General features: G+C 54.7%; 22 protein-coding genes. 8 read left to right on the plus strand and 14 right to left on the minus strand.

The features are described from left to right. Window positions 1-26: 26 nt before the first annotated feature. The 6 genes from BUB06_RS14855 to BUB06_RS14880 all read right to left on the minus strand — a co-directional run bounded on the left by BUB06_RS14855 (window position 27) and on the right by BUB06_RS14880 (window position 6,287). Window positions 27-1,217, minus strand: a complete 1,191-nt coding sequence (locus BUB06_RS14855) for an aminotransferase-like domain-containing protein (RefSeq protein ID WP_039474800.1) — start codon at window positions 1,215-1,217, stop codon at window positions 27-29. A 128-nt stretch (window positions 1,218-1,345) separates the two neighbouring features. Next, on the minus strand, window positions 1,346-2,047 hold the full coding sequence (livF, locus tag BUB06_RS14860) for a high-affinity branched-chain amino acid ABC transporter ATP-binding protein LivF (RefSeq protein ID WP_010306529.1): 702 nt from the start codon (window positions 2,045-2,047) through the stop codon (window positions 1,346-1,348). 5 nt (window positions 2,048-2,052) lie between these two features. Further along, a complete protein-coding gene (livG, locus tag BUB06_RS14865; protein WP_010306533.1) occupies window positions 2,053-2,823 on the minus strand; it encodes a high-affinity branched-chain amino acid ABC transporter ATP-binding protein LivG in 771 nt (256 codons plus the stop codon). Continuing rightward, window positions 2,820-4,094, minus strand: coding sequence for a high-affinity branched-chain amino acid ABC transporter permease LivM (locus BUB06_RS14870; protein WP_039474795.1), 1,275 nt, complete (start codon window positions 4,092-4,094; stop codon window positions 2,820-2,822). The genes livG and BUB06_RS14870 overlap by 4 nt, the downstream gene beginning before the upstream one ends. Beyond that, complete coding sequence (gene livH / locus BUB06_RS14875; RefSeq protein WP_010306541.1) at window positions 4,091-5,017, minus strand: high-affinity branched-chain amino acid ABC transporter permease LivH; 927 nt, start codon at window positions 5,015-5,017, stop codon at window positions 4,091-4,093. The genes BUB06_RS14870 and livH overlap by 4 nt, the downstream gene beginning before the upstream one ends. Window positions 5,018-5,174: 157 nt before the next feature. Beyond that, the gene (locus BUB06_RS14880) at window positions 5,175-6,287 is read right to left on the minus strand and encodes a branched-chain amino acid ABC transporter substrate-binding protein (protein ID WP_010306545.1); all 1,113 of its coding nucleotides are present in this window, start codon (window positions 6,285-6,287) and stop codon (window positions 5,175-5,177) included. A 404-nt stretch (window positions 6,288-6,691) separates the two neighbouring features. Here BUB06_RS14880 and panM point away from each other — a divergent pair, with 404 nt between their 5' ends. Further along, the gene (gene panM / locus BUB06_RS14885; RefSeq protein ID WP_010306549.1) at window positions 6,692-7,138 is read left to right on the plus strand and encodes an aspartate 1-decarboxylase autocleavage activator PanM; all 447 of its coding nucleotides are present in this window, start codon (window positions 6,692-6,694) and stop codon (window positions 7,136-7,138) included. Between the two features lie 83 nt (window positions 7,139-7,221). Here panM and rpoH read toward each other — a convergent pair whose 3' ends face one another. From rpoH to ftsY, 4 genes are all read right to left on the minus strand, one after another. Next, complete coding sequence (gene rpoH / locus BUB06_RS14890; RefSeq protein WP_010306553.1) at window positions 7,222-8,079, minus strand: RNA polymerase sigma factor RpoH; 858 nt, start codon at window positions 8,077-8,079, stop codon at window positions 7,222-7,224. A 358-nt stretch (window positions 8,080-8,437) separates the two neighbouring features. Continuing rightward, entirely contained in the window at window positions 8,438-9,406 is a 969-nt protein-coding gene (ftsX, locus tag BUB06_RS14895; protein WP_010306557.1) for a permease-like cell division protein FtsX, read from the minus strand. After that, the gene (gene ftsE / locus BUB06_RS14900; RefSeq protein ID WP_010306560.1) at window positions 9,396-10,067 is read right to left on the minus strand and encodes a cell division ATP-binding protein FtsE; all 672 of its coding nucleotides are present in this window, start codon (window positions 10,065-10,067) and stop codon (window positions 9,396-9,398) included. The genes ftsX and ftsE overlap by 11 nt, the downstream gene beginning before the upstream one ends. Before the next feature lie 5 nt (window positions 10,068-10,072). Beyond that, window positions 10,073-11,590 (minus strand): signal recognition particle-docking protein FtsY, encoded by a 1,518-nt coding sequence (gene ftsY, locus BUB06_RS14905; RefSeq protein ID WP_039474791.1) that lies wholly within the window; start codon window positions 11,588-11,590, stop codon window positions 10,073-10,075. Between the two features lie 349 nt (window positions 11,591-11,939). Here ftsY and rsmD point away from each other — a divergent pair, with 349 nt between their 5' ends. Continuing rightward, a complete protein-coding gene (gene rsmD, locus BUB06_RS14910; protein ID WP_039474788.1) occupies window positions 11,940-12,515 on the plus strand; it encodes a 16S rRNA (guanine(966)-N(2))-methyltransferase in 576 nt (191 codons plus the stop codon). Between the two features lie 29 nt (window positions 12,516-12,544). Then, on the plus strand, window positions 12,545-12,820 hold the full coding sequence (locus BUB06_RS14915; RefSeq protein WP_161797661.1) for a DUF1145 family protein: 276 nt from the start codon (window positions 12,545-12,547) through the stop codon (window positions 12,818-12,820). A 3-nt stretch (window positions 12,821-12,823) separates the two neighbouring features. On the opposite strand, the gene BUB06_RS14920 is transcribed toward BUB06_RS14915, so the two are convergent. Both BUB06_RS14920 and BUB06_RS14925 read right to left on the minus strand, forming a co-directional pair. Further along, window positions 12,824-13,183 (minus strand): DUF2500 domain-containing protein, encoded by a 360-nt coding sequence (locus BUB06_RS14920; RefSeq protein WP_010306575.1) that lies wholly within the window; start codon window positions 13,181-13,183, stop codon window positions 12,824-12,826. Continuing rightward, window positions 13,183-13,503 carry a DUF1820 family protein gene (locus BUB06_RS14925; RefSeq protein WP_010306578.1) on the minus strand — a complete coding sequence of 107 codons (321 nt, stop codon included), beginning with the start codon at window positions 13,501-13,503 and terminating at the stop codon, window positions 13,183-13,185. The genes BUB06_RS14920 and BUB06_RS14925 overlap by 1 nt, the downstream gene beginning before the upstream one ends. Before the next feature lie 191 nt (window positions 13,504-13,694). Here BUB06_RS14925 and BUB06_RS14930 point away from each other — a divergent pair, with 191 nt between their 5' ends. Further along, window positions 13,695-14,324, plus strand: a complete 630-nt coding sequence (locus BUB06_RS14930; protein WP_039474783.1) for a lysoplasmalogenase — start codon at window positions 13,695-13,697, stop codon at window positions 14,322-14,324. 298 nt (window positions 14,325-14,622) lie between these two features. Continuing rightward, on the plus strand, window positions 14,623-16,977 hold the full coding sequence (locus tag BUB06_RS14940) for a zinc/cadmium/mercury/lead-transporting ATPase (RefSeq protein ID WP_039474781.1): 2,355 nt from the start codon (window positions 14,623-14,625) through the stop codon (window positions 16,975-16,977). Window positions 16,978-17,036: 59 nt separating this feature from the next. Here the strand turns inward: BUB06_RS14940 and tusA are convergent, their stop codons facing one another. Further along, window positions 17,037-17,279 (minus strand): sulfurtransferase TusA, encoded by a 243-nt coding sequence (tusA, locus tag BUB06_RS14945; RefSeq protein ID WP_010309387.1) that lies wholly within the window; start codon window positions 17,277-17,279, stop codon window positions 17,037-17,039. A 233-nt stretch (window positions 17,280-17,512) separates the two neighbouring features. Between tusA and BUB06_RS14950 the strand changes: the two genes are divergently transcribed. Both BUB06_RS14950 and BUB06_RS14955 read left to right on the plus strand, forming a co-directional pair. After that, window positions 17,513-18,190: a 7-cyano-7-deazaguanine/7-aminomethyl-7-deazaguanine transporter gene (locus BUB06_RS14950; protein ID WP_039474778.1), complete on the plus strand. Its 678-nt coding sequence runs from the start codon at window positions 17,513-17,515 to the stop codon at window positions 18,188-18,190. Between the two features lie 187 nt (window positions 18,191-18,377). Next, window positions 18,378-18,944 carry a DcrB family lipoprotein gene (locus BUB06_RS14955; protein WP_039474775.1) on the plus strand — a complete coding sequence of 189 codons (567 nt, stop codon included), beginning with the start codon at window positions 18,378-18,380 and terminating at the stop codon, window positions 18,942-18,944. A 49-nt stretch (window positions 18,945-18,993) separates the two neighbouring features. Here BUB06_RS14955 and BUB06_RS14960 read toward each other — a convergent pair whose 3' ends face one another. Beyond that, complete coding sequence (locus tag BUB06_RS14960) at window positions 18,994-20,190, minus strand: MFS transporter (protein ID WP_039474772.1); 1,197 nt, start codon at window positions 20,188-20,190, stop codon at window positions 18,994-18,996. Window positions 20,191-20,317: 127 nt separating this feature from the next. Between BUB06_RS14960 and yhjD the strand changes: the two genes are divergently transcribed. Beyond that, entirely contained in the window at window positions 20,318-21,334 is a 1,017-nt protein-coding gene (yhjD, locus tag BUB06_RS14965) for an inner membrane protein YhjD (RefSeq protein ID WP_039474770.1), read from the plus strand. Window positions 21,335-21,344: the final 10 nt, after the last annotated feature.

Consider the following 21,344-nt stretch of genomic DNA (forward strand, 5'->3'; position numbering starts at 1 on the left):
ATTCACAGGTTACCCGTTATCGGCGATTACAGCGCCCGACGCAGGCGTGCCACCGCTTCATGCATTTGCTCATCCGTTGCCGTCGCAAAGGACAGGCGCAGCGTTGAGTAATCGATATTGTCCGGGAAGAAGAACTCGCCCGGCACGAAGACAACGCCCTGCTCCAGCGTCTTCTTCAGCCATTCCGTCGTGTTGAAATCGTCCTGACGGAACTTCGCCCACAGGAACATCCCGCCCTTCGGCTGGTTGAAGGTGATCACATCACCCAGTTCCTTCTCGACCAGTTGCGCCAGCAGTTCGCCTTTGTGCTTATAGGCGTGACGAATTTTCTCGATCTGCGTATCCAGACGGCCCAGCCCCAGATAGCATTCTGCGACAGTCTGCGATAGCGCGCTGGCATGCAGGTCAGCGGCCTGTTTGATAATCGCCACTTTGTGCAACAGCCAATCCGGCAGAATCGCCCAGCCGAGACGCAGCCCCGGTGCCAGCACCTTCGAGAACGTAGAGGTATACAGCACGTATTCCGTGCTCCCCAGTTGCTCCTGCGCCAGTTGGAACAGCGTCGGGTTGCGCTCCTCGGTGAAGCGTAGCTCGCCATAGGGATCGTCTTCGATAATGACAAAACCGTATCGCTCTGCCAGTTGAATCAATTTCAGGCGACGTTCATAGCTCAGCGTCACGCCGCTCGGGTTACCGAAGTTCGGAACGATATAAACGCCTTTGATGCGCTGTTTCTTCAGCAGCTCTTCCAGCTCATCAACGACCATGCCGTCGGCATCAGATGACACAGACATCACCTGCGCCTGCGCCAGTTCCAGCGTTTGCAGCGCCGCCAGATAAGTCGGGCGTTCAACGACAAACACGTCACCTGGATCGACCATCGAGCGCATGATCAGGTCAAGCGCCTGCTGCGAACCGGCTGTCACGACAATATCGTCACCGCGCGTTTTTACGCCGCGTACGGCACACAGTTCGGCAATGCGATCGCGCAACACGCCACTGCCTTCGGTTAAACCATACTGAAATGCCGTTTTCGGCTGTTCGGTAATCGCTAACTGCGTGGCCTGACTTAGCCCTTCGAAATCAAATAGTGCATCTGACGGAATCCCACCAGCCAGCGAGATAATATTTTCCATCTTGCTGTGTTTCAGCAGTTCACGGATGGCAGAACTTTTTAACTGAGCGATGCGGTGCGCTAACAACCCTTCAATGGCCATCTCTTCTTAACCCTTCTACGAAACAGGCCGGTAAACCGGCCCGATAACGATTCCCCCTGTCATCCTTCAAGCTGCCTGCGCGTTGGCGTTCCGCAGCTCGAATGATTTAGGGTAGATCTGCTCTAAAATTATCCGCCCAGATAGGCCGAACGTACCGCTTCATTAGCTAACAATGCCGCACCGGTATCTTCCAACACGACATGACCGTTTTCAAGTACATAACCCCGGTCTGCCAGTTTCAGCGCCTGATTGGCGTTTTGCTCTACCAGGAAGATGGTCATGCCCTCTTCACGCAGTTGCTGGATCGTGTCGAAAATTTGCAGGATGATGATCGGTGCCAGACCCAGCGATGGCTCGTCCAGCAGCAGTAAACGCGGCTGGCTCATCAGCGCACGGCCAATCGCCAGCATCTGCTGTTCACCGCCGGACATCGTGCCGGAACGCTGGGCGCGTCGTTCATACAGACGCGGGAACAGATCGTAGACGCGCGCAATGCGCTCCTGATACTGATCGCGCTCGGCAAAGAACCCACCCATCGCCAGATTTTCTTCTACCGTCATGCGGGAAAAGACGCGACGCCCTTCCGGCACAATCGCGATAGCTTCGCGCATAATCTGCGCGGTCTGCCAGTTCGTGATGTCCTTACCGTCAAACGTGATGGTGCCTTCCGTCGCGCGTGGATCGCCGCACAGCGTACCCAACAGCGTGGTTTTACCGGCACCGTTCGCGCCGATCAGCGTAACAATCTCGCCCTGATTAATATGCAGGCTCACCTGATGCAGTGCCTGAATTTTTCCGTAGTGGGCCGAAACCTGATGTAATGACAGCATAAACGTTATCCTTCACCCAGATATGCACGGATGACATCCGGGTTGTTACGAATTTCAGCTGGGGTGCCTTGTGCCAGCGGCGTTCCCTGATTGACGACATAAATCCGGTCGGAAATTCCCATCACCAGTTTCATATCATGTTCAATCAACAACACGGACACCTGATGGCTATCGCGCAATTCCGCAATCAGCTGATTTAACTCGTCAGTTTCTTTCGGGTTCAGGCCAGCCGCAGGCTCATCCAGCATCAGCAGTTCAGGCCGCGTCACCATGCAGCGGGCGATTTCCAGACGGCGCTGCTGGCCGTAAGCCAGATTCCCCGCCTGACGGTTCGCTAAATCCAGCAGACCGATACGCTCCAGCCACACCGCGGCGCGCTCCTGCGCATCGGCTTCCGCACGACGAAAGCCCGGCGTTTTCAACAGCCCGGCAAACACACCGCTTTTCAGGTGCTGATGCTGTGCCACCAGCAGGTTCTCCACCACCGTCATTTCACGGAACAGGCGAACGTGCTGGAATGTGCGCACCACGCCCATTCGGGCAATGGCTTGACCAGGCAGCCCTTCCAAATGACGATCGCGCAGCATGATGGTGCCACCGCTCGGGCGATAAAAACCGGTCAGGCAGTTAAAGACCGTGGTTTTCCCCGCGCCGTTCGGGCCGATCAGCGAGACGATTTCGCCCGCATGAATATCCATTTCAACGTTGTTGACCGCCAGCAGGCCGCCAAAACGCATCATCAGACCTCTGACTGATAATAGTGGCTGCGTGCTCATGCTTGCTCTTCCTTCTTCGCGACTTTCAACTTCATCTCAGGACGCTTCATCGGCAGCAGGCCTTGCGGACGCCAAATCATCATCAGAACCATCAACGCACCCAGAAGCAGCATGCTGTATTCATTCAGATCGCGCATCAGCTCGCGGGACACGACCAGCAAGATTGCAGCAAGAATGACCGCAAACTGCGAGCCCATTCCGCCCAGCACGACGATGGCCAGCACAAAGGCAGATTCAGCGAAGGTGAACGATTCCGGACTAACGAAGCCCTGACGCGCGGCAAACAGCGTACCGGCAAAACCGGCAAACGCGGCGCTGATAGTGAAAGCGGTCAGCTTGGTGCGCGTTGGGCTCAGCCCCAGAGAGCGACAGGCGATTTCATCATCGCGCAGCGCTTCCCACGCACGTCCTAACGGCATCCGCAGCAGGCGGTTAATCACAAACAGAGTCAACACCACCAGCAGCAGCGCGACCAGATACAGGAAGATGACGCGATCGCTGGGGTCATATTGCAGACCGAAGAAGTTGTGGAACGTATCCCAACCGCCGTCGCGCGCACTGCGGCCAAATTCCAGACCAAAGAAGGTCGGTTTAGGGATCTGGCTGATGCCGTTCGGGCCACCGGTAATTTCAGTGTTATTCAGCAGCAGGATACGGACAATCTCGCCGAATCCGAGCGTCACAATCGCCAGATAGTCGCCGCGCAAACGTAGCACCGGGAAACCAAGCAGGAAGCCGGACAGCGCCGCCACCATGCCCGCCAGCGGCAGACTTTCCCAGAAGCCCAATCCGTAATAGTGGTTCAGCAGCGCATAGGTATAGGCGCCAATGGCGTAAAATCCGCCATAGCCCAAGACCAGCAGGCCGGACAGGCCAACCACGACGTTCAAGCCCAGACCCAGCATCACGTAAATCAGCGTGAGCGTGGCGATATCCACCGTACCGCGCGATACCAGAAACGGCCAGGCGATAGCGGCGATAATCAATGCCGCCGCTAATACCTTCTGCCGTGGCGTACTGCCATCAAAGCTCGGCAGCACCAACGACGGTGCAGAGAATTTCTTGATGCTTTGCTGGAAGAACGGGCGAATCAACTGGAAGAAGAACACCACGATGCAGCCCGCGCCAATCCAATACCAGCGGACTTCATCGGCACCGCGCACCACCAACTTGGTGCCATCCAGCGCCAACTGCATGCCCATTAAGAACGAGGCCAGCACCAGCAGCATGAACGCGGAAACCAACGCATTAAACAGGTTGAGCTGTTTCATACTTTCTCAACCTCCGGGCGACCCAGAATACCGGTTGGCATCACCAACAGCACCACAATCAGCAGCGCAAACGACACCGCATCTTTGTATTCCGTGCTCAGGTAAGCGGACGTCAGCGCTTCGGCTACACCCAAAATCAGCCCACCGATCATTGCACCAGGGATGCTGCCGATTCCACCCAGTACCGCCGCCGTAAAGGCTTTCATCCCGGCCATAAAGCCGATATAGGGGTTGATGACGCCGTAGAATTGCCCCAGCAGCACGCCCGCAACGGCGGCCATGAGCGCACCAATGACGAAAGTCAGGGAGATCACGCGATCGGTGCTGATACCTAACAGGCTAGCCATTTTCAGGTCTTCCGCACAGGCGCGGCAGGCGCGACCCATACGGGAATAGCGAATAAATAGCGTCAGTGCCAGCATGGCGAGGAACGTAACAATCCAGATGGTCAACTGCATGGTGCTAATCGTCGCGGCAAAGCCATTGCTTTCGCCCAGCACCCACTGGCCGGTCACCAGACTCGGCAGCGCAACATCACGCGAGCCCTGATTCAGGCTGACGTAGTTTTGCAGGAAAATTGACATCCCGATGGCAGAAATCAGCGCAATCAGGCGCTTTGACGTTCGAACAGGTCGGTAGGCCACCCGTTCGATACTCCAGCCGTAGGCGCTGGAAATGACCACGGCGGCAATGAAGGCGACACCAATCAGGAGCCAGCCAGCATCAATGCCCATCATCATCAGGGCCGCAATCACAATAAAGGAGACATAGCTACCGATCATATACACTTCGCCGTGTGCGAAGTTAATCATGCCGATAATGCCGTAAACCATGGTGTAGCCAATGGCGATCAGCGCATAGGTGCTGCCCAACGTCAGGCCGTTGAACATCTGCTGAAAAAAGTAGAGGAACTGCTCGGACATACCTTAACCTTAAATGCTGCCCCCGCGCCTTGCGGCAACGGGGGCTTCGGTATTGAGGGATTATTATTGGTACATACTCAGCGAGCGAAGAATATTCTTCAGGCCGAAGAGGCAGACAACGGCGTCTTCATCCGTTACCCGCCTCCCGGCATGATGATTATTTCACTGCGCTGGACGTACCGTCTTTGTGCCACTCAAATACGCCAAATTCAAACCCTTTCAGGTCGCCTTTTGCATCCCAGCTTAATGGTCCCATTACCGTATCCACAGGGTTCGCTTTCAGATCCGCAACCAGTTTTTCCGGCGCATCGCTACCCGTACGCGTCATCGCCGTGGTCAGAGATTGAAGCGCAGCGTAGGTCGTCCAGACGAACGGGCCGGTTGGATCCAGTTTCTTAGCTTTCAGCGCATCGACAATCGGCTGGTTAGCAGGAACCTGATCGTAACGCTTCGGCAGCGTCACCAGCATACCTTCAGACGCATCGCCTGCGATGTTGGACAGCGACGAGTTACCCACGCCTTCCGGGCCCATGAATTTGGTGGTCATGCCAGCCTGACGCGCCTGACGCAGAATCTGCCCCATTTCTGGGTAGTAGCCGCCGAAATAAACGAAATCGACATTCTCTTTCTTCAGACGCGCAACCAGCGTGGAGAAATCTTTATCACCCGCCGTCACACCTTCAAACAGCACAACATTCGCACCGGCTTTTTTCAGGCTATCCTGAACAGAGCGGGCCAGGCCTTCACCATATTGCTGTTTGTCATGAACCACGGCGATACGCTGCGGTTTGATGGTTTCGACAATGTATTTTGCTGAGGTTGGCCCCTGATCGGAATCCAGCCCCGTCGTGCGCAGCACCATTTTGTAGCCGCGCGTGGTTAAGTCGGCGTTGGTTGCCGCAGGCGTAATCATGATCACGCCTTCTTCTTCATAGATATCAGACGCAGGCTGCGTTGAGGAGGAACACAGATGGCCAATCACATAACGGATACCGTCATTGATGACTTTGTTCGCGACGGCAACCGCCTGCTTAGGGTCGCACGCGTCATCATATTCAACGCCAACCAGCTTGTTACCGTTTACGCCGCCTTTTGCGTTAATGTCTTCAATGGCCTGACGTGCACCAATGAACTCCATATCGCCATACTGTGCAACGGGGCCAGACATGGCACCCACAACGGCAACCTTAATATCGGCAGCGCTGACCGCGTGACTCAACGCCGCAGCCATACAACCCATCAGCAATACTTTACCTTTACTGAATTTCATTCTTTTTACCCCATCTGTCATTATGGATATTGCCGAAAACCTGACCGCCTTCTGCCATAACCAGCTATTTTCTTATAAGTAAGAAAGGCTTAGGTTATTATTAGTAATGATTTCTAATAAGGCTTTATTTTTCATATTATTAAACAGGAATATTATGCTGCAAATCAACTCACATTGTCAGAAACAAGCGGAGCAAACAGCACAAAATGCCAGATGCAAAAACCAGCATTCAATTTATATATAGTCAGATATTCTGCTTTGTGCATTAATTGTTGATGGATTACTCGAAAAACAAAGAATGAGAAAAACATTTGCCCTATTAACCATAACGCTCAAATTACACAACTGATCCACTACAAAACAACTACATTATTCTTCACTCATATGATGGAGTGCCGATAAAAATGAAACTAACCGTTGAATGCCTCACCCGATTCAGCCCTCAGGATAAAATTGATCTGGCAAAAATCTGGCCACATCAGAACATTGATTTACTTGAGGAAGAGCTCACACCCGATCGGCGATTATTTGCCGCCCGTTTTAACGATCGGCTATTAGGCGGCATGCTGGTCGAGATTGAAGGAGAATATGCGGAACTGAGCGATCTGATGGTGCGGGAAGTCACGCGGCGGCGGGGCGTCGGGAAACTCTTGATTGATGAAGCGCGTCATCAGCTTCCTGAGGTTAAAGAGTGGTGGCTGGCCACGGCCGATCATGCGGCGATCAAAGAGGAAGTGCTGGCGCGGTTTATGGTGTCCTGCGGCTTCTCACCGGTGTCCGGCGGCTGGCGCTATATTCGCAGAAAAGAAACGCCGTTGATTCTTGACCAACTCAACCCAGAGAAACCCTAAGCCACGCTCTAAAACCTGACACCAGACAAAAACAAAACGACCGGGCATTACCCGGTCGCTACAGAAAGAGACGATGAGAGCGATTAGGCTTCTATCGCCGCTCGCAGTTTTTTCATCGCATTCTTTTCTAACTGACGCACACGCTCTGCAGAAACGCCGTACTTATCGGCCAGCTCCTGCAAGGTAGATTTGTTGTCATCATCCAGCCAGCGGGCGCGAATAATATGCTGACTGCGTTCATCCAGCCCTTCCAGCGCGTAGGTGAGCTTATCGGCCGCATGCGTTTCCCAGTTATCTTCTTCAATGCCATCGGCAAAATCAGACGATTTATCCTGTAGGTAAAGCATCGGCGACATCGCCTTGCCGTCATGCGAATCTTCTTCCGGCGTCGGATCGAACGTCATGTCCTGCGCCGCCATGCGGGATTCCATCTCACGCACGTCTTTGCTGGTCACGCCAAGTTCACGCGCCACCAGTTCGACTTCATCCTGATTAAACCAGCCGAGGCGCGTTTTCGACTTACGCAGGTTAAAGAACAGCTTACGCTGTGCTTTGGTGGTCGCGACTTTCACGATACGCCAGTTACGCAGCACGTATTCATGAATTTCGGCTTTGATCCAATGCACGGCGAAAGAAACCAGACGCACGCCAACTTCAGGGTTAAAGCGACGTACCGCCTTCATCAGGCCGATGTTCCCTTCCTGAATCAGGTCCGCCTGCGGCAGGCCGTAGCCGGAATAGTTACGGGCAACGTGAATAACAAAACGCAGGTGTGACAGAATCAGGTGCTTAGCCGCATCCAGATCGCCCTGATAATGCAGCCGTTCAGCCAGCGCCCGCTCTTCCTCCGCCGTCAGCATCGGATAGGCATTGGCGGCACGAATATACCCTTCCAGACTGCCCTGGGGAACTAAGGTGAAAGTTTGCATATCTTTGGTCATTCAACCCTCTCAGTTGCTCTACTCGTCATATTGCAGTCGGCTATCTTAGCACTGCTTCACCGCATCGTTTTGCGCGAAGATGGCAAAACACGGCACCTTAACGCTTATTTTATGAAAAACCCTAAAACCAGATTAATCAAATCCTAAAATCTGTCTATTCAGACTGTGATTTCGCTCGCAAGTTCCTCTCATTTTATTCACCTCATGCCAGAGATCAAGCAGGGGAAAAACGAGCCACTCACACACGCTAAACCAAGGGGAAAACACAGCGGGAAGAGCAAAAAAGAAGAGATGTCGCTGAGGAGATTTCCCCTGCAATACGGTCTGAATTACAGGGGATAATTATACCAGAAAACGCTTACTGTGGTGTAAAACGGCGTAAATGTTGCACGGTTGCCAGCCAGGCGGCCAACCAGCCAATCATGCCGGCGATTAACAGCAGCAGTAGGGATTCATCCCAGCTCAATCCTTTGACGGCAAAGGTCGTACCGAAGACGGAAGCCACCTGCGCCACCACCGCATCCAGCTTCCAGACCAGCGCCTGCGATAAAATCAGTGACAGCACCGCGCCGCCCACGCCCATCGCCGCCCCACCATTCAGGAACGGACGCAGAATAAAGCCGTCCGTCGCACCGATCAGTTTCATCACATTGATGGTTTCACGGCGGCTGAAAATACTCAGGCGCACGCTGTTGCCGATCACCAAAAAGACGGCAACCACCATCAGGACGCCAATCGTCGCGGAAATTTGCCCAACCAGATTAGTCAACGCTACCAGCCGCGCAAACCAGCTGTCGTCCATCCGTACTTCATCCACGCCCTGCGTCGCCGCCACACGGTCGCGCAGCGTCGTCAGCGTGGTGGAATCCTGAAAACTCATTTTCGGCGTGATAATCGCTACGGCCGGCAGCGGATTCTCTTCCAACATATCCAGCGCGCCGCCAAAACCGGACCAGTTGCGGAACTCGCCCATCGCTTCATTGCGCGACAGATAATTGACTTTATCGACGCCGTCTTCAGATTGAAGCTGCGTGATAACCGCCTGCGCCGCGTTGTCATCCAGTGATTTATCCAGATACACCGTCAGCTGCGGCGAGGGATACCACTGCGTGGCCGCCTGACTGACGTTTTTCCAGACCAGATAGCAGATGCTGGGCAACGCCAGCGAGATCGCGATGACCATCACGGTCAGAAAAGTAGCCAGCGGCTGGCGCAGCATATCAGCCAGCGTATTGGTCCAGGCATAGCGCCACTGTTCCTGCCAGCCACCGCGCAGCGCTTTCGCTTTTGCGACAGGCTTTTTCGCATTACGGACGTTATTCGCCATTATGGTTTCCCCCCACCATGCGGCCATCCGACAGCGTCAGCACACGGTAATTACGGCGGGCGATAAGCCCAGTATCATGCGTCGCCATCAGGACAGTGACGCCAACACGATTGAATTCTTCAAACAGGCGCAAAATACCTTCTGACAGCGCTTCGTCCAGGTTACCGGTCGGTTCATCCGCCAGCAACACCGCGGGTTTGTTCACCACTGCGCGCGCAATGCCAACACGCTGCTGTTCACCGCCGGACAGCTGGATAGGATAGTTCTTCGCTTTATCCAGCAGGCCAACCTTGTCCAGCGCGGCGGATACCCGACGACGGATATCCTCACTGCTGGCTCCCGCGATGATGAGCGGCATCGCGACGTTGTCATAGACCGTGCGTTCCATCAGCAGATGGTGATCCTGAAAGATCATGCCGATCTGGCGTCGCAGGAATGGGACTTCGCGTTTTTTCAGGCGGCTGATATTGTGACCGCCAAACAAAATCTGACCCGCGCTGGGACGTTCAATGCCACAAATCAGTTTCAGCAGGGTACTTTTCCCTGCGCCGGAATGGCCGGTCAGGAACGCCATTTCCGCTGGGCGCAGATGGAAATCCACCCCTTGTAATGCCTGACGCCCACCGAGGTAAGCTTTACTGACCTGTTCAAAACGAATCATCCGTTTTAATCCTCTCGGGCAAAAAGTGCCTCAATAAAATCGTCGGCCTTGAATGGCCGTAAATCTTCAATACCTTCACCTACCCCAATATAGCGGATAGGAATAGCGAACTGGTCGGCAATGGCGAAAATCACCCCGCCTTTCGCGGTACCATCCAGCTTAGTTAAGGTAATCCCCGTCAGCCCAACCGCTTCATTAAACAGCTTGGCCTGACTCACCGCGTTCTGTCCGGTGCTCGCATCCAGCGTCAGCATCACTTCATGCGGCGCGTCTTCGTCCAGCTTTTTCATCACGCGCACAATCTTTTTCAGCTCTTCCATCAGGTGCGCTTTGTTCTGCAAGCGACCCGCGGTATCCGCAATCAGGACATCAACGCCGCGCGCTTTCGCTGCCTGAATCGCATCGAAAATCACCGATGCCGAATCCGCACCCGTATGCTGTGCGACCACCGCTACGTTGTTGCGCTGTCCCCAGACCTGAAGTTGCTCGACCGCCGCTGCACGGAAAGTATCCCCCGCCGCCAGCATCACAGATTTGCCCTGCGCCTGGAACTGGCGTGCCATTTTCCCGATGGTGGTGGTTTTACCCACGCCATTAACGCCAACCATCAGAATGACATACGGCGTTTTGCCTTCGATATTCAGCGGGGCGTCCACCTTAGCAAGAATCTCCGCCATTTCTTCTTTCAGCTTCACAAAAAGCGTATCAGCATCTTTCAGTTGGCGGCGGCTGGCGTGCTCCGTCAGGCTACCGATGATCTTACGGGTCGTCTCAACCCCGACATCCGCAACCAGCAGTTGTTCTTCCAGTTCGTCAAACAGATCGTCGTCGATTTTCTTACCGCGAAACAATCCGATAAATCCTGAACCGAGGTTCTGGCGCGTTTTTACCAGACTGCGTTTCAGGCGAGCGAAGAAACCTTCTTTCGTCGGGCGTTCCTGCTCTTGCGCCACAGCCGGAACATCATCTGGCTGTGCCTGCTCTGGTTCTTCGTATTCTTGCTCTTCCTGCTGCGCAACGTCCGGTTCTGCATCAACTACCGTCGCGCGTTCGGCGATCTCGGTCTGCACAATCGGATCGGCGATATCCCGATCGAGGACGTCATGATCGATCGCGTCACGATCGTCTGTTTCAGAAATAATGGGGGCAGATGCTGTTGGTTCAGAAACAATGGATTCAGAAGCATTGGCTTCCGGGACAGCGACGGTCGGTTCTTCTGCCGCTGCGGTAACCTCACGCTCGGCGACCAGTTGGGCCAATGCTTCCGCTTCAACCTGGACCTTTTCTTCAACGACAGACTTTTCCAGAACAACAGGCGCTTCCGGCAGCACTGGCTCCGGCGCGTGTTCAGCGGTCTGCTTAGTTTGTTCAACGGCCTGCTTAGTTGATGCTGCAATATCCGACTCTGCCGCTGACGGCTGTTCTTCGACAACCGGCTGCTCTTGCGGTTGCTCTTGTTGTTTTTCTTCCTGTTTCCCTAATCCCAGCCAGGAAAAAAAACCGCGCTTCTTTTCTTTTGACATGTGCGATCGCGCTCCACGCTGCTCACCGCAGCGAATCAATCAATGAAAATCATATTTAAACAACAAGTTTAACACTTTCCTGCCGACAGCAACACGCGGCCAACGGGGGCAATGGCAGACAATTCTCCGCGCTGCCGACAATCTTCGTAACGAAAGGCAATGTCCGTAACGAAGTGTGTCAAACACCGTACGTGATCGAAAGGCCGCAGACAGCACAAAATTTTGGGTTAAGCGCCTTAACGTCCATCTTAACATTCCCTCTACACGTAACCGCCGCTAGAATAGCGCCAGAAATTTCCTGCCCGCATCCACACCATGATGATGCGGCACAACAATAACCCTGTGAGCTATGGCTAAAAAAAATGCATCGTCAGCCGCCGGACAAATCCGAATCATCGGTGGTCAATGGCGCGGCAGAAAACTTCCGGTTCCTGATAGCCCCGGTTTACGTCCCACCACCGATCGCGTGCGGGAAACACTGTTTAACTGGCTGGCTCCCGTCATTCAACAGGCACGCTGCCTAGACTGTTTTGCCGGCAGCGGTGCGCTCGGGCTGGAAGCCCTTTCTCGTTATGCTGCGCACGCCACATTACTGGAGATGGAGCGTGCAGTCGCCCAGCAATTAACGCAAAATCTGGCGCTGCTTCGGGCGGAAAACGCCGAGGTGGTCAAGACTGATGCCCTGAGCTGGCTGGCGAAGCCGGGCACACCGTTTGACGTTGTGTTTCTCGATCCACCGTTTCGCAAAGAACTGCTGAACAACACGCTTGCTCTGCTGGAACAACAGGGCTGGCTGGCACCAGACGCGTGGATTTACGTGGAAACAGAGGCGGAAAATGCGCAGCTGACTATCCCGGAAAATTGGCAACTGCACCGTGAAAAAATTGCGGGCCAGGTCGCCTACCGTTTATACATCCGTCAGTGATCTTCGCAGCAACGTAAGGGTAAGAGATGATTTTGATTAACCTTGGCAGGATATTGATGCTGGGCGTGTGGGGATTTTTGTTGCTTAACCTGATTCAGCCGTTCCCCAAGCCGTTGAATATCTTCATGACTGTGGCGATGGTGTTTATGATCCTGATGCATGGTTTTCAGCTGCTGCTGTTAAAATCCAGCCAGCCGAAAGACAGTCCCGCGCTGAGCCGCGCGCTTCAGGCACGCATTTTCCTTTTTGGCGTGTTTGAACTGCTGGCGTGGCAGAAAAAGCAACCTAAGCCACCGAAGCCGTAATCGCTACTTCTGCTGGGGCACAAAGCGAATAAAGCGCGTGCCCTTTAGCTGCAACGAACCCTGCATGCCGGTATCAAGCGGGTGATAATCCGCGTGCTCAAGGCGCAGCGTGATAGTTGCGCCGCCGGTAATCGGCCTGAACGTGACCTCATAAAGCATATCCTCTACAACCATTCCCTGATGCTCACGCGCACGCCGACGACTGCGGGGAAATTCGCGTTTGTGTTTCACCTCAGCAGCCACAATCCGCAGCGGAGCCGCGTCATTCTGCGCTTCCCGCTGGCGTTGGCGTCGATATTGCCGCGCCGCCAGCACCAGAATCGCACCAACGGCCAACGCCAACAGCCAGGGAAAGTCATTCATCAGGGTTTCTTGCCGGGAAGATAAGGGAACGCAGCAACGTTATCGCCTAAATCAGAAATGCGAGCGCTGCCTTTTTCCGTCACGGCATCAATGCGAATGATCGCCTGTAGAGGGATGAAACTGCGGCTAACGCCGGAGAATTCCGTTTTCAGTTTCTCGGTTGACGGGTCAACCAACACCGTAGACTGGCTATCAAACACGAAGTCGGCAATTTCAATAAAACCGAACAGGCTGCTCTGCACCAACTCACGCACGTAAAGCTGGTAATTCTTACCGTTATTTATAAATTGAATACGATAAAGCGCGGATTCATTACTCATTCAACACAATACTCCCTTCAAGACTTCACGGCGCCCATCTACAATAAAAACAGGCGATAACATAACATGAAGCTCACAGAAGTCGCATCCGTCTCCCCCCGTGTTGTTTAACTTCCCCACAATCCCCTACACTGAATAAAGAACGGTTTATTTTTATTCTGACACAAACAAAAACACAAAAAGGACACGCTATGCTTTGGTCATTTATTGCTGTGCTTTTTTCTGGTTGGTTGTATGTGGACGCCAGCTACCGTGGTCCAACGTGGCAGCGTTGGTTATTCAAACCCGTCACGATGCTACTGCTGCTAGCTCTGGCCTGGCAGACGCCGCTGCTTGGCGTGCCGGGCTATCTGATTGTGCTGGGGCTGCTGGCCACGCTGGTCGCAGACACCCTGCTGTTGCTGCCGACTCAGCGCCTGCTCTACGCATTTGGCGCTTATTTCCTCTCCCATCTGCTGTACACCATTAGCTTTTTTACCGGACAGATTTCGCTCACGTTCTTCTGGCCGCTGGCATTAACGCTCGTCATTCTGGCCGCAATCCTGATCGCCATTGTCTGGGGACGACTAGAAGCACAGCGCTGGCCCGCTTGCGCCTTTATCATCATGACGACGCTGATGGTCTGGATTGCTGGAGAGCGCTATTTTGCGCTGGGGACAAACGCGAATTTCTCCCTGCTGACGGGCACCGTACTGCTGTTTATCGCCCATGCGGCCTGGCTGATTCACCATTACCGTTTTCCGTTCCGCGCCCATCAGGCGATTGTCGCGGCGGGCTATTTTGGCGGCCATTTCCTGATCGTTCGCTCTCTCTATTTCTGACGTTCGCGGCGCTCACGAAAATCTGGCTAAGCATTAAGCGGCGGTGTAAAGTTCCTGATGAGAATCGTAATCACTAATAACCTATTCCAGTAGGCGTTATTGGTGCAGCCAGTTTGGACACGGACAGCGCGCAGAAACCGGAGCGTACACGTCGTACGTGAGGATTTATTCGCTTCGCTCACCCTACGGGCCACCCTGAAGTGTGTTCAAACGCTATCGCGTTTGTGCGAGCACTGCCCAGGTTCAAAATGGCAAATGAAATAGCCCTAATGGGATAGGTTCAACAACGGAGGAAGATATGCACTCTCATCAGCATAACCACAGCGCTGAGAAATCAGCCTGCTGCAATAACAGCGTTCACCACGCGCCACGCCGCGCCAAAAGCTGCTGCAACGAGCACACGCAGCATTCAAACCACGCCGACCACAGTTGCTGTTCAACCAAACACACGTCTGACGCCGTAGTGCAGAGCGCGTGTGGCACAGATCAGTCGTCATCAGACAGCGGCGGTAGCGCGGATTCAGACGACCCCGACGGCGGAGACAGCGACAGGCCCCGATCCCACCAGCGTTTCAGCTGGAAAATCAGCGGGATGGATTGTCCCAGCTGCGCACGTAAAATTGAAAATGCAGTAAAAAATCTCACCGGAATTGAACAAGCCAAAGTGCTGTTCGCTACCGAAAAACTGGTTGTTGATGCCAACACCGATATTCGTCCTCAGGTTCAACATGCCGTTCAGCAAGCGGGCTTCACCTTGCAGGACACCGCACTCCCTCTCGCTCCACCCAACACCTCGACCGTACGTCGTTTCGTGCATGAATATGGTTTCTTAATACTTTTCACTCTGCTGGCTGCTGCAAGCTGGGGACTTTCCCTGCTAAGCGAGCGCGGCGGGCAGATCGCGTTTATCGCGACCACGATTGTCGGGCTAATTCCGATCCTGAAAAAAACGGTACAACTCATTCGCACGGGTACACCCTTCGCGATTGAAACGCTGATGAGCGTGGCTTCCATCGGGGCGCTCTTGATTGGCGCCACCACCGAAGCCACCGTCATCCTGCTGCTGTTTATGCTGGGCGAGTACCTGGAGTCTTACGCGGCAAACCGCGCACGACGGGGCGTAACGGCGCTGATGGCACTGCTTCCCGAAGATGCCACGGTCGTCAGCAATGGGCAGCGACGCCTCGTTCCTGTCACCAGTCTGGTTCCCGGTGACGTGATTGAAGTCGCCCCCGGTGGGCGGCTCCCGGCCGATGCGGAGCTCTTGAACAGCGATGCCAGCTTTGATGAAAGCGCCCTGACCGGTGAATCGGTTCCCGTTGAGCGTACGCCGGGGGAAAAAATCGCCGCCGGCAGCCTGTGTGTCGATCGAGTCGTGCAGCTACGCGTGGTCTCACAACCGGGCAACAGCGCGATTGACCGCATTCTGCAACTGATAGAAGAAGCGGAAGAGCGCCGTGCGCCGATAGAACGCTTCCTCGATAAGTTCAGCCGTTACTACACGCCAGCCATCATGCTGCTTTCACTGCTGGTGATTCTGGTGCCGCCGCTACTGCTGGCGCAGCCGTGGCAAGAGTGGATTTATCGCGGCCTGACGCTGCTGTTAATCGGCTGTCCGTGCGCGCTGGTGATCTCTACGCCTGCGGCAATTACGTCCGGGCTCGCTGCCGCAACACGCCGTGGGGCGCTGATTAAAGGCGGCGCGGCGCTGGAATCGCTGGGCAGTATCAAGACTATCGCGTTCGATAAAACGGGTACGCTGACGGAAGGCAAACCGCAGGTGACGGACGTATTGCCCGCCGTGGGCGTTAGCGCAACGGCGCTGTTAACCCGCACCGCCGCGGTGGAGTCCGGTTCGCACCACCCGCTTGCCAAAGCGATCGTCCAGCATGCGCGATCCAGCAGCACGTTCCTGCCAATGGCGGAAAACCGCAAAGCGCTGGCGGGAGTCGGCGTGGAAGGCACGATAGGCGGCAAGCGGATTCAGGTCAGCGCCCCGACTCGTGTCGCGCCCGATCTGCTTGATGCCGACTGGTTGCAACGGGTTGATGCGCTGGAGAACGAAGGGAAAACCGTCGTGGTGGTGCAAGAAGACGACAACCTGCTCGGCGTGCTGGCACTGAGCGATACGCTACGCCACGATGCGCGTGAGGCGCTGGATGCCTTGCAGCAGTTAGGGATTCGTGGCGTCATGCTCACGGGCGATAATCCCCGCGCGGCGGCAGCCATTGCAGCGACATTAGGGATCGATTACCGCGCCAGCCTGCTCCCTGCTGACAAGGTCGCGGCAGTCAGCGAATTGAGCAAGCAGCATCCCGTAGCGATGGTTGGTGATGGCATCAACGACGCACCGGCAATGAAAGCGGCAACGATCGGGATTGCGATGGGAAGCGGTACCGATGTGGCGCTGGAGACGGCCGATGCCGCCTTAACGCACAGCCGCCTAACCGGGCTGGCCGCCATGATTAGCCTGTCGCGGGCGACGCAGCGCAATATCCGCCAGAACATTACCATCGCACTGGGGCTGAAAGCGGTATTTCTGGTCACCAGTATTCTGGGCATTACCGGACTGTGGCTGGCCGTGCTGGCGGATTCCGGCGCAACCGCGCTGGTCACCGCCAACGCGCTGCGGCTATTGAGAAAACAGGACTAATAGCGGTCTACGGTGCGCGGTGCAACACCGCGCACCTGCGGCTTGAAGTATGACGAGTATTAACCTTTGCGCAGCAGATACCGATAGGGAACCTGCTCGGTCTCCTGTGCCAGAAGCTCATGCTCCATGTACACGCAAAAACCGGGAATATCGCGGGTGGTGGCCGGATCGTCGGCAATAATCAGCAGCGTTTGCCCGGTTTCCATCTGGCGTACCGTCTTACGCACCATCATTACAGGCTCAGGGCAGCGCAGCCCCTGTGCATCAAGGGTTTTATCCGGGTTGGTAAAGGGATCGGTCATCAACGTTCTCAGTGCTGGAATCAAAAAACCGCCTTAGTTTACGCTGAGGATTTCCCGACGCAAGCGACGACAACGTTTGCGCAGAAAACAACCATACTTTCCTGGCAAAACACATGGTCGTAGCGAAATAATTGCATTAGCGAAGCAATTGCGTATTATGCCGCCGCGTTGCAGCATAAATCTGCACGCTATTTCTTGGGTTCCCTAACCCCAATAACCAAAAAGGTCACATTATGTATCGTTTTACTCCCCAGCAGCGGCTTACGGCGCTGATCTGGCTATCGTTGTTCCATGTCCTGATCATTACGTCGAGTAATTATCTGGTCCAGCTCCCGGTATTGATTTTCGGTTTTCATACCACCTGGGGCGCGTTTACCTTCCCGTTTATTTTTCTGGCAACTGACCTGACGGTTCGGGTTTTCGGTGCGCCGCTGGCGCGTCGTATCATTCTGACCGTGATGGTGCCTGCGCTGGTGATTTCCTATCTGGTGTCGTGCCTGTTTTATCAGGGGTCGTGGCAATCATTCGAGGCGTTAAGCCAGGTGAATATTGTCGTGGCGCGTATCGCCTGCGCCAGCTTCATGGCCTATGTTCTCGGCCAGATTCTGGATGTTCACGTCTTCAACCGCCTGCGCCAGAAATGCGCGTGGTGGGTCGCGCCGGCCGTGTCGACCGTGTTTGGTAATTTTAGCGATACGCTGGCCTTTTTCTTCATTGCGTTTTACCGCAGCACCGATGCCTTCATGGCGGCAAACTGGGTTGAAATCGCGATGGTGGACTATGCCTTCAAACTGCTGATCAGCCTGGCGTTCTTCCTGCCGATGTACGGCGTCATGCTGAACATGGTGCTTAAACGTCTAAGCGAACAGAAAGACTCAGCCGACTACCGTTCCGTCAGCAGCCACCATTAATGCCAATCGGGCGGCGATCTACGCCGCCTTTTCCCCTTAAGTCACTCATCGTTTTGTAAAAATAACGCAGGTACTAACAACGGTTTGCAACAACAAAATGCTTGTTTTTGCTACCTGAATAGGGTGCCATACTGTTATTACCTGTTTAAAACGATTATCGGTTTCAAAAACGAGAGAAAGGGATCCCATGTCGAATGTAATCAAATACCTCGGTGTCGGCTTGCTTGTCGGCCTGCTTGCTGCCTGTGATGGCAAAACGGATGACGCTGCAAAATCGGGCGCGCAAGATAAACCTGCCGCAGAAGCCAGCGCAGGTCAGAATATTGAATTAATGAATGGCAAGGTGGCATTTACCCTGCCAGCCGATATGCGTGATCAAAGCGGTAAAGTCGGTACGCAAGCGAACAACATGCACGTTTACGCCAATGACAATGGACAGAAAGCAGTCATCGTGATTCTGGGCGACAACACCACAGAAGAGTTGACCGTGCTGGCGCAGCGTCTGGAAGACCAGCAACGCACGCGTGATGCCAATCTTCAGGTCGTCACCAACAAAACCATCGACGTTGACGGCAAGAAGCTGCAACAGCTCGACAGCATTATCACCAGCAGCGGACAGCAGGCTTATTCCTCTGTCGTGCTGGGCAAAGTGGAAAACCAACTGCTGACCTTGCAGATCACGCTGCCAGCCAGCAATCAGCAACAGGCACAGAGCGAAGCAGAAGGCATCATCCACACCCTGAAGCTGAAATAATCGGCGTTATCGTCTGACAGTAGCCACCGAGGTGGCTACTGTTGTTCTCTTATACGTTAGCGATCCGCTGAGTCAGTCGCCACGTCAGTGCCAGACCGCATAGCCCTAACAGCGCCGCCGCCAGATAAATAGAGGCGATACCGGTATAGGCCATCAGCACGCCCGCCACCGGCCCGATGATGCCCAGCGACAAGTCGAGAAATATCGTATAGGTTGCCAGCGCGCTGCCCTGATTCTGCGGTGATACCGCCTTGACGGCGACAACGCCTAATGCCGGGAACACCAGAGAGAAACCCGCCCCCGCGAGGAACGCACCGACTTCCGCCATTAGCGGCTGCGTCGCTCCCCAGACCAGCAGCAAGCCCACGATCTCAACCACAAAGCACGCCATCGCCACGCGCAATCCGCCAAATCGCTGAATACTATTAGGAAATACCAGCCGTGCGCCGACAAAGGCACAGCTGAAAATGGTCAGCGTCAGCGCCGCACCTTCCCAATTCCGATCGGCATAAAACAGCGTGATGAAGGTGGCGATCACACCAAAACCCGCAGAGGCGATCGCCAGAATAATGCCGTAAACCCAGACTTTCCCCAGCACTTCGCGGAAGGGAATCTTTTTCCCCGGTGCGACCTGCACCGCAGGGCGCGGCAGCGCGAGAACAATCGCCACGGCTGCGATCAGGATAATGCATACGGAAAGCAGTTTTAGCCCACCGATATGGTTGAGCCAGACGCCGAGCGGTGCGCCAATTGCCATCGCGCCGTAAGTCGCAATGCCGTTCCATGAAATCACGCGTCCGATGTGTCGGGAACCGACCACGCCGACGCCCCAGAGCGTTGCGCCAGTACCGGCAAAGCTCTGTCCGGCACCTAACACAATACGCCCGAGGCACAGTAGCAGCAGCGTAATCACGGGCGAGGCGTCGCTAAAGGCGGCCAGCAGATAAAACACTCCGCTCAGCATGACGCCAGCCAGCCCCCAGACGACGATTTTCTTCGGCCCTTTTTCGTCGGCGCTGCGGCCCGCATGCGGGCGGCTCACTAGCGTGGAGAAGTATTGCAGGCTGATCACCAGCCCGGCCCAGAATGCGCTATAGCCAAGATGATCGTGCACATATCCCGGCAGCACCGCCAACGGCAGGCCGATATTCAGATAGCTGGCGAAGTTGAACGCCACAATCGAAATAATACGCAGATTAAGGCGCAGACCGCTCAGCGACGGTTCGGATGGGGAAGGTGTTGGCATGGAAAATTCACTCGCTTAACGTCCGTGTATGACGTACGTTCAAAAATATCGAAAAGTAACATTCTTATATTGTTGGTTATAATCAACCTTATGCTACTAAACTAATCCCGAACACAGGAGAAACGCAATGCCTGTACCGGTAGACCCGGATCGCCAGTCAACATCGTCAACCCCAGAAGGGGATAAATCATCACAGAAACCCCTCTCGTTTCTGGGCAAGAGCAAGCGTCTGGTCGCACGTATTCAGGCGGTCCCCAGTGTGGCGCACCTGATCCGCGCGGGCGAACGTTTCAACGATCGCATGGGCAACCAGTTTGGCGCGGCCATTACCTATTTTTCCTTTCTGTCGCTGATCCCTATCCTCATGGTGTCTTTTGCCGCCGTGGGTTTCGTGCTGGCTTCTAATCCCGATCTGCTGACGGAGCTGATTAACCGCATCGTTAACAGTATCAGCGATCCCAATCTGGCTAACACGCTGAAAAGTACCGTCAACACCGCCGTTCAGCAGCGTACCACCGTCGGGATTACCGGTTTGCTGATCGCGCTCTATTCCGGCATCAGTTGGATGGGAAACCTGCGTGAGGCGATTCGCGCCCAGTCGCGCGACGTGTGGGAACGGAACCCGAAAGATGAAGAGAAGATTTACTTTCAGTACACGCGGGATTTCCTGTCGCTGACCGGTCTGGTTATTGCGCTCATTATTACGCTTTTCCTGACCTCCGTTGCTGGCACCGCGCAGAACATGATTGTGACCGCGCTGGGGCTGGATGGCATCGAGTGGCTGCGCCCCGCGTTGACGCTGATTGCCCTGTCAATCTCCATTTTCGCCAACTATCTGTTATTTCTGTGGATATTTTTCGTTTTACCGCGCCATAAACCCAAACGCAAAGCGCTCTTTCGCGGCACGCTGATCGCCGCCGTGGGCTTTGAAATCATCAAGTTCGCGATGACCGTCGCGCTGCCTAAACTGGCTAGCTCACCTTCCGGTGCCGCGTTCGGCTCGGTCATTGGCCTGATGGCGTTCTTCTATTTCTTCGCTCGTTTGACGCTCTTCTGCGCCGCCTGGATCGCAACGGCGAATTACAAAGGCGACACCTCGTCAGATCAGAATGAGCAGGAGAAAGAACCGTCCTCCGATCGCTAAAAGCAGCGTG

The organism is Pectobacterium carotovorum (genome assembly GCF_900129615.1).
Classification (GTDB): Bacteria; Pseudomonadota; Gammaproteobacteria; order Enterobacterales; family Enterobacteriaceae; genus Pectobacterium; species Pectobacterium carotovorum.

Coding starts and splice junctions, on each gene's coding strand:
- BUB06_RS14855 (WP_039474800.1), bottom strand. CDS start 1,217: ATGGCCATTGAAGGGTTGTTAGCGCACCGCATCGCTCAGTTAAAAAGT.
- livF (WP_010306529.1), bottom strand. CDS start 2,047: ATGCTGTCATTACATCAGGTTTCGGCCCACTACGGAAAAATTCAGGCA.
- livG (WP_010306533.1), bottom strand. CDS start 2,823: ATGAGCACGCAGCCACTATTATCAGTCAGAGGTCTGATGATGCGTTTT.
- BUB06_RS14870 (WP_039474795.1), bottom strand. CDS start 4,094: ATGAAACAGCTCAACCTGTTTAATGCGTTGGTTTCCGCGTTCATGCTG.
- livH (WP_010306541.1), bottom strand. CDS start 5,017: ATGTCCGAGCAGTTCCTCTACTTTTTTCAGCAGATGTTCAACGGCCTG.
- BUB06_RS14880 (WP_010306545.1), bottom strand. CDS start 6,287: ATGAAATTCAGTAAAGGTAAAGTATTGCTGATGGGTTGTATGGCTGCG.
- panM (WP_010306549.1), top strand. CDS start 6,692: ATGAAACTAACCGTTGAATGCCTCACCCGATTCAGCCCTCAGGATAAA.
- rpoH (WP_010306553.1), bottom strand. CDS start 8,079: ATGACCAAAGATATGCAAACTTTCACCTTAGTTCCCCAGGGCAGTCTG.
- ftsX (WP_010306557.1), bottom strand. CDS start 9,406: ATGGCGAATAACGTCCGTAATGCGAAAAAGCCTGTCGCAAAAGCGAAA.
- ftsE (WP_010306560.1), bottom strand. CDS start 10,067: ATGATTCGTTTTGAACAGGTCAGTAAAGCTTACCTCGGTGGGCGTCAG.
- ftsY (WP_039474791.1), bottom strand. CDS start 11,590: ATGTCAAAAGAAAAGAAGCGCGGTTTTTTTTCCTGGCTGGGATTAGGG.
- rsmD (WP_039474788.1), top strand. CDS start 11,940: ATGGCTAAAAAAAATGCATCGTCAGCCGCCGGACAAATCCGAATCATC.
- BUB06_RS14920 (WP_010306575.1), bottom strand. CDS start 13,183: ATGAATGACTTTCCCTGGCTGTTGGCGTTGGCCGTTGGTGCGATTCTG.
- BUB06_RS14925 (WP_010306578.1), bottom strand. CDS start 13,503: ATGAGTAATGAATCCGCGCTTTATCGTATTCAATTTATAAATAACGGT.
- BUB06_RS14930 (WP_039474783.1), top strand. CDS start 13,695: ATGCTTTGGTCATTTATTGCTGTGCTTTTTTCTGGTTGGTTGTATGTG.
- BUB06_RS14940 (WP_039474781.1), top strand. CDS start 14,623: ATGCACTCTCATCAGCATAACCACAGCGCTGAGAAATCAGCCTGCTGC.
- tusA (WP_010309387.1), bottom strand. CDS start 17,279: ATGACCGATCCCTTTACCAACCCGGATAAAACCCTTGATGCACAGGGG.
- BUB06_RS14950 (WP_039474778.1), top strand. CDS start 17,513: ATGTATCGTTTTACTCCCCAGCAGCGGCTTACGGCGCTGATCTGGCTA.
- BUB06_RS14955 (WP_039474775.1), top strand. CDS start 18,378: ATGTCGAATGTAATCAAATACCTCGGTGTCGGCTTGCTTGTCGGCCTG.
- BUB06_RS14960 (WP_039474772.1), bottom strand. CDS start 20,190: ATGCCAACACCTTCCCCATCCGAACCGTCGCTGAGCGGTCTGCGCCTT.
- yhjD (WP_039474770.1), top strand. CDS start 20,318: ATGCCTGTACCGGTAGACCCGGATCGCCAGTCAACATCGTCAACCCCA.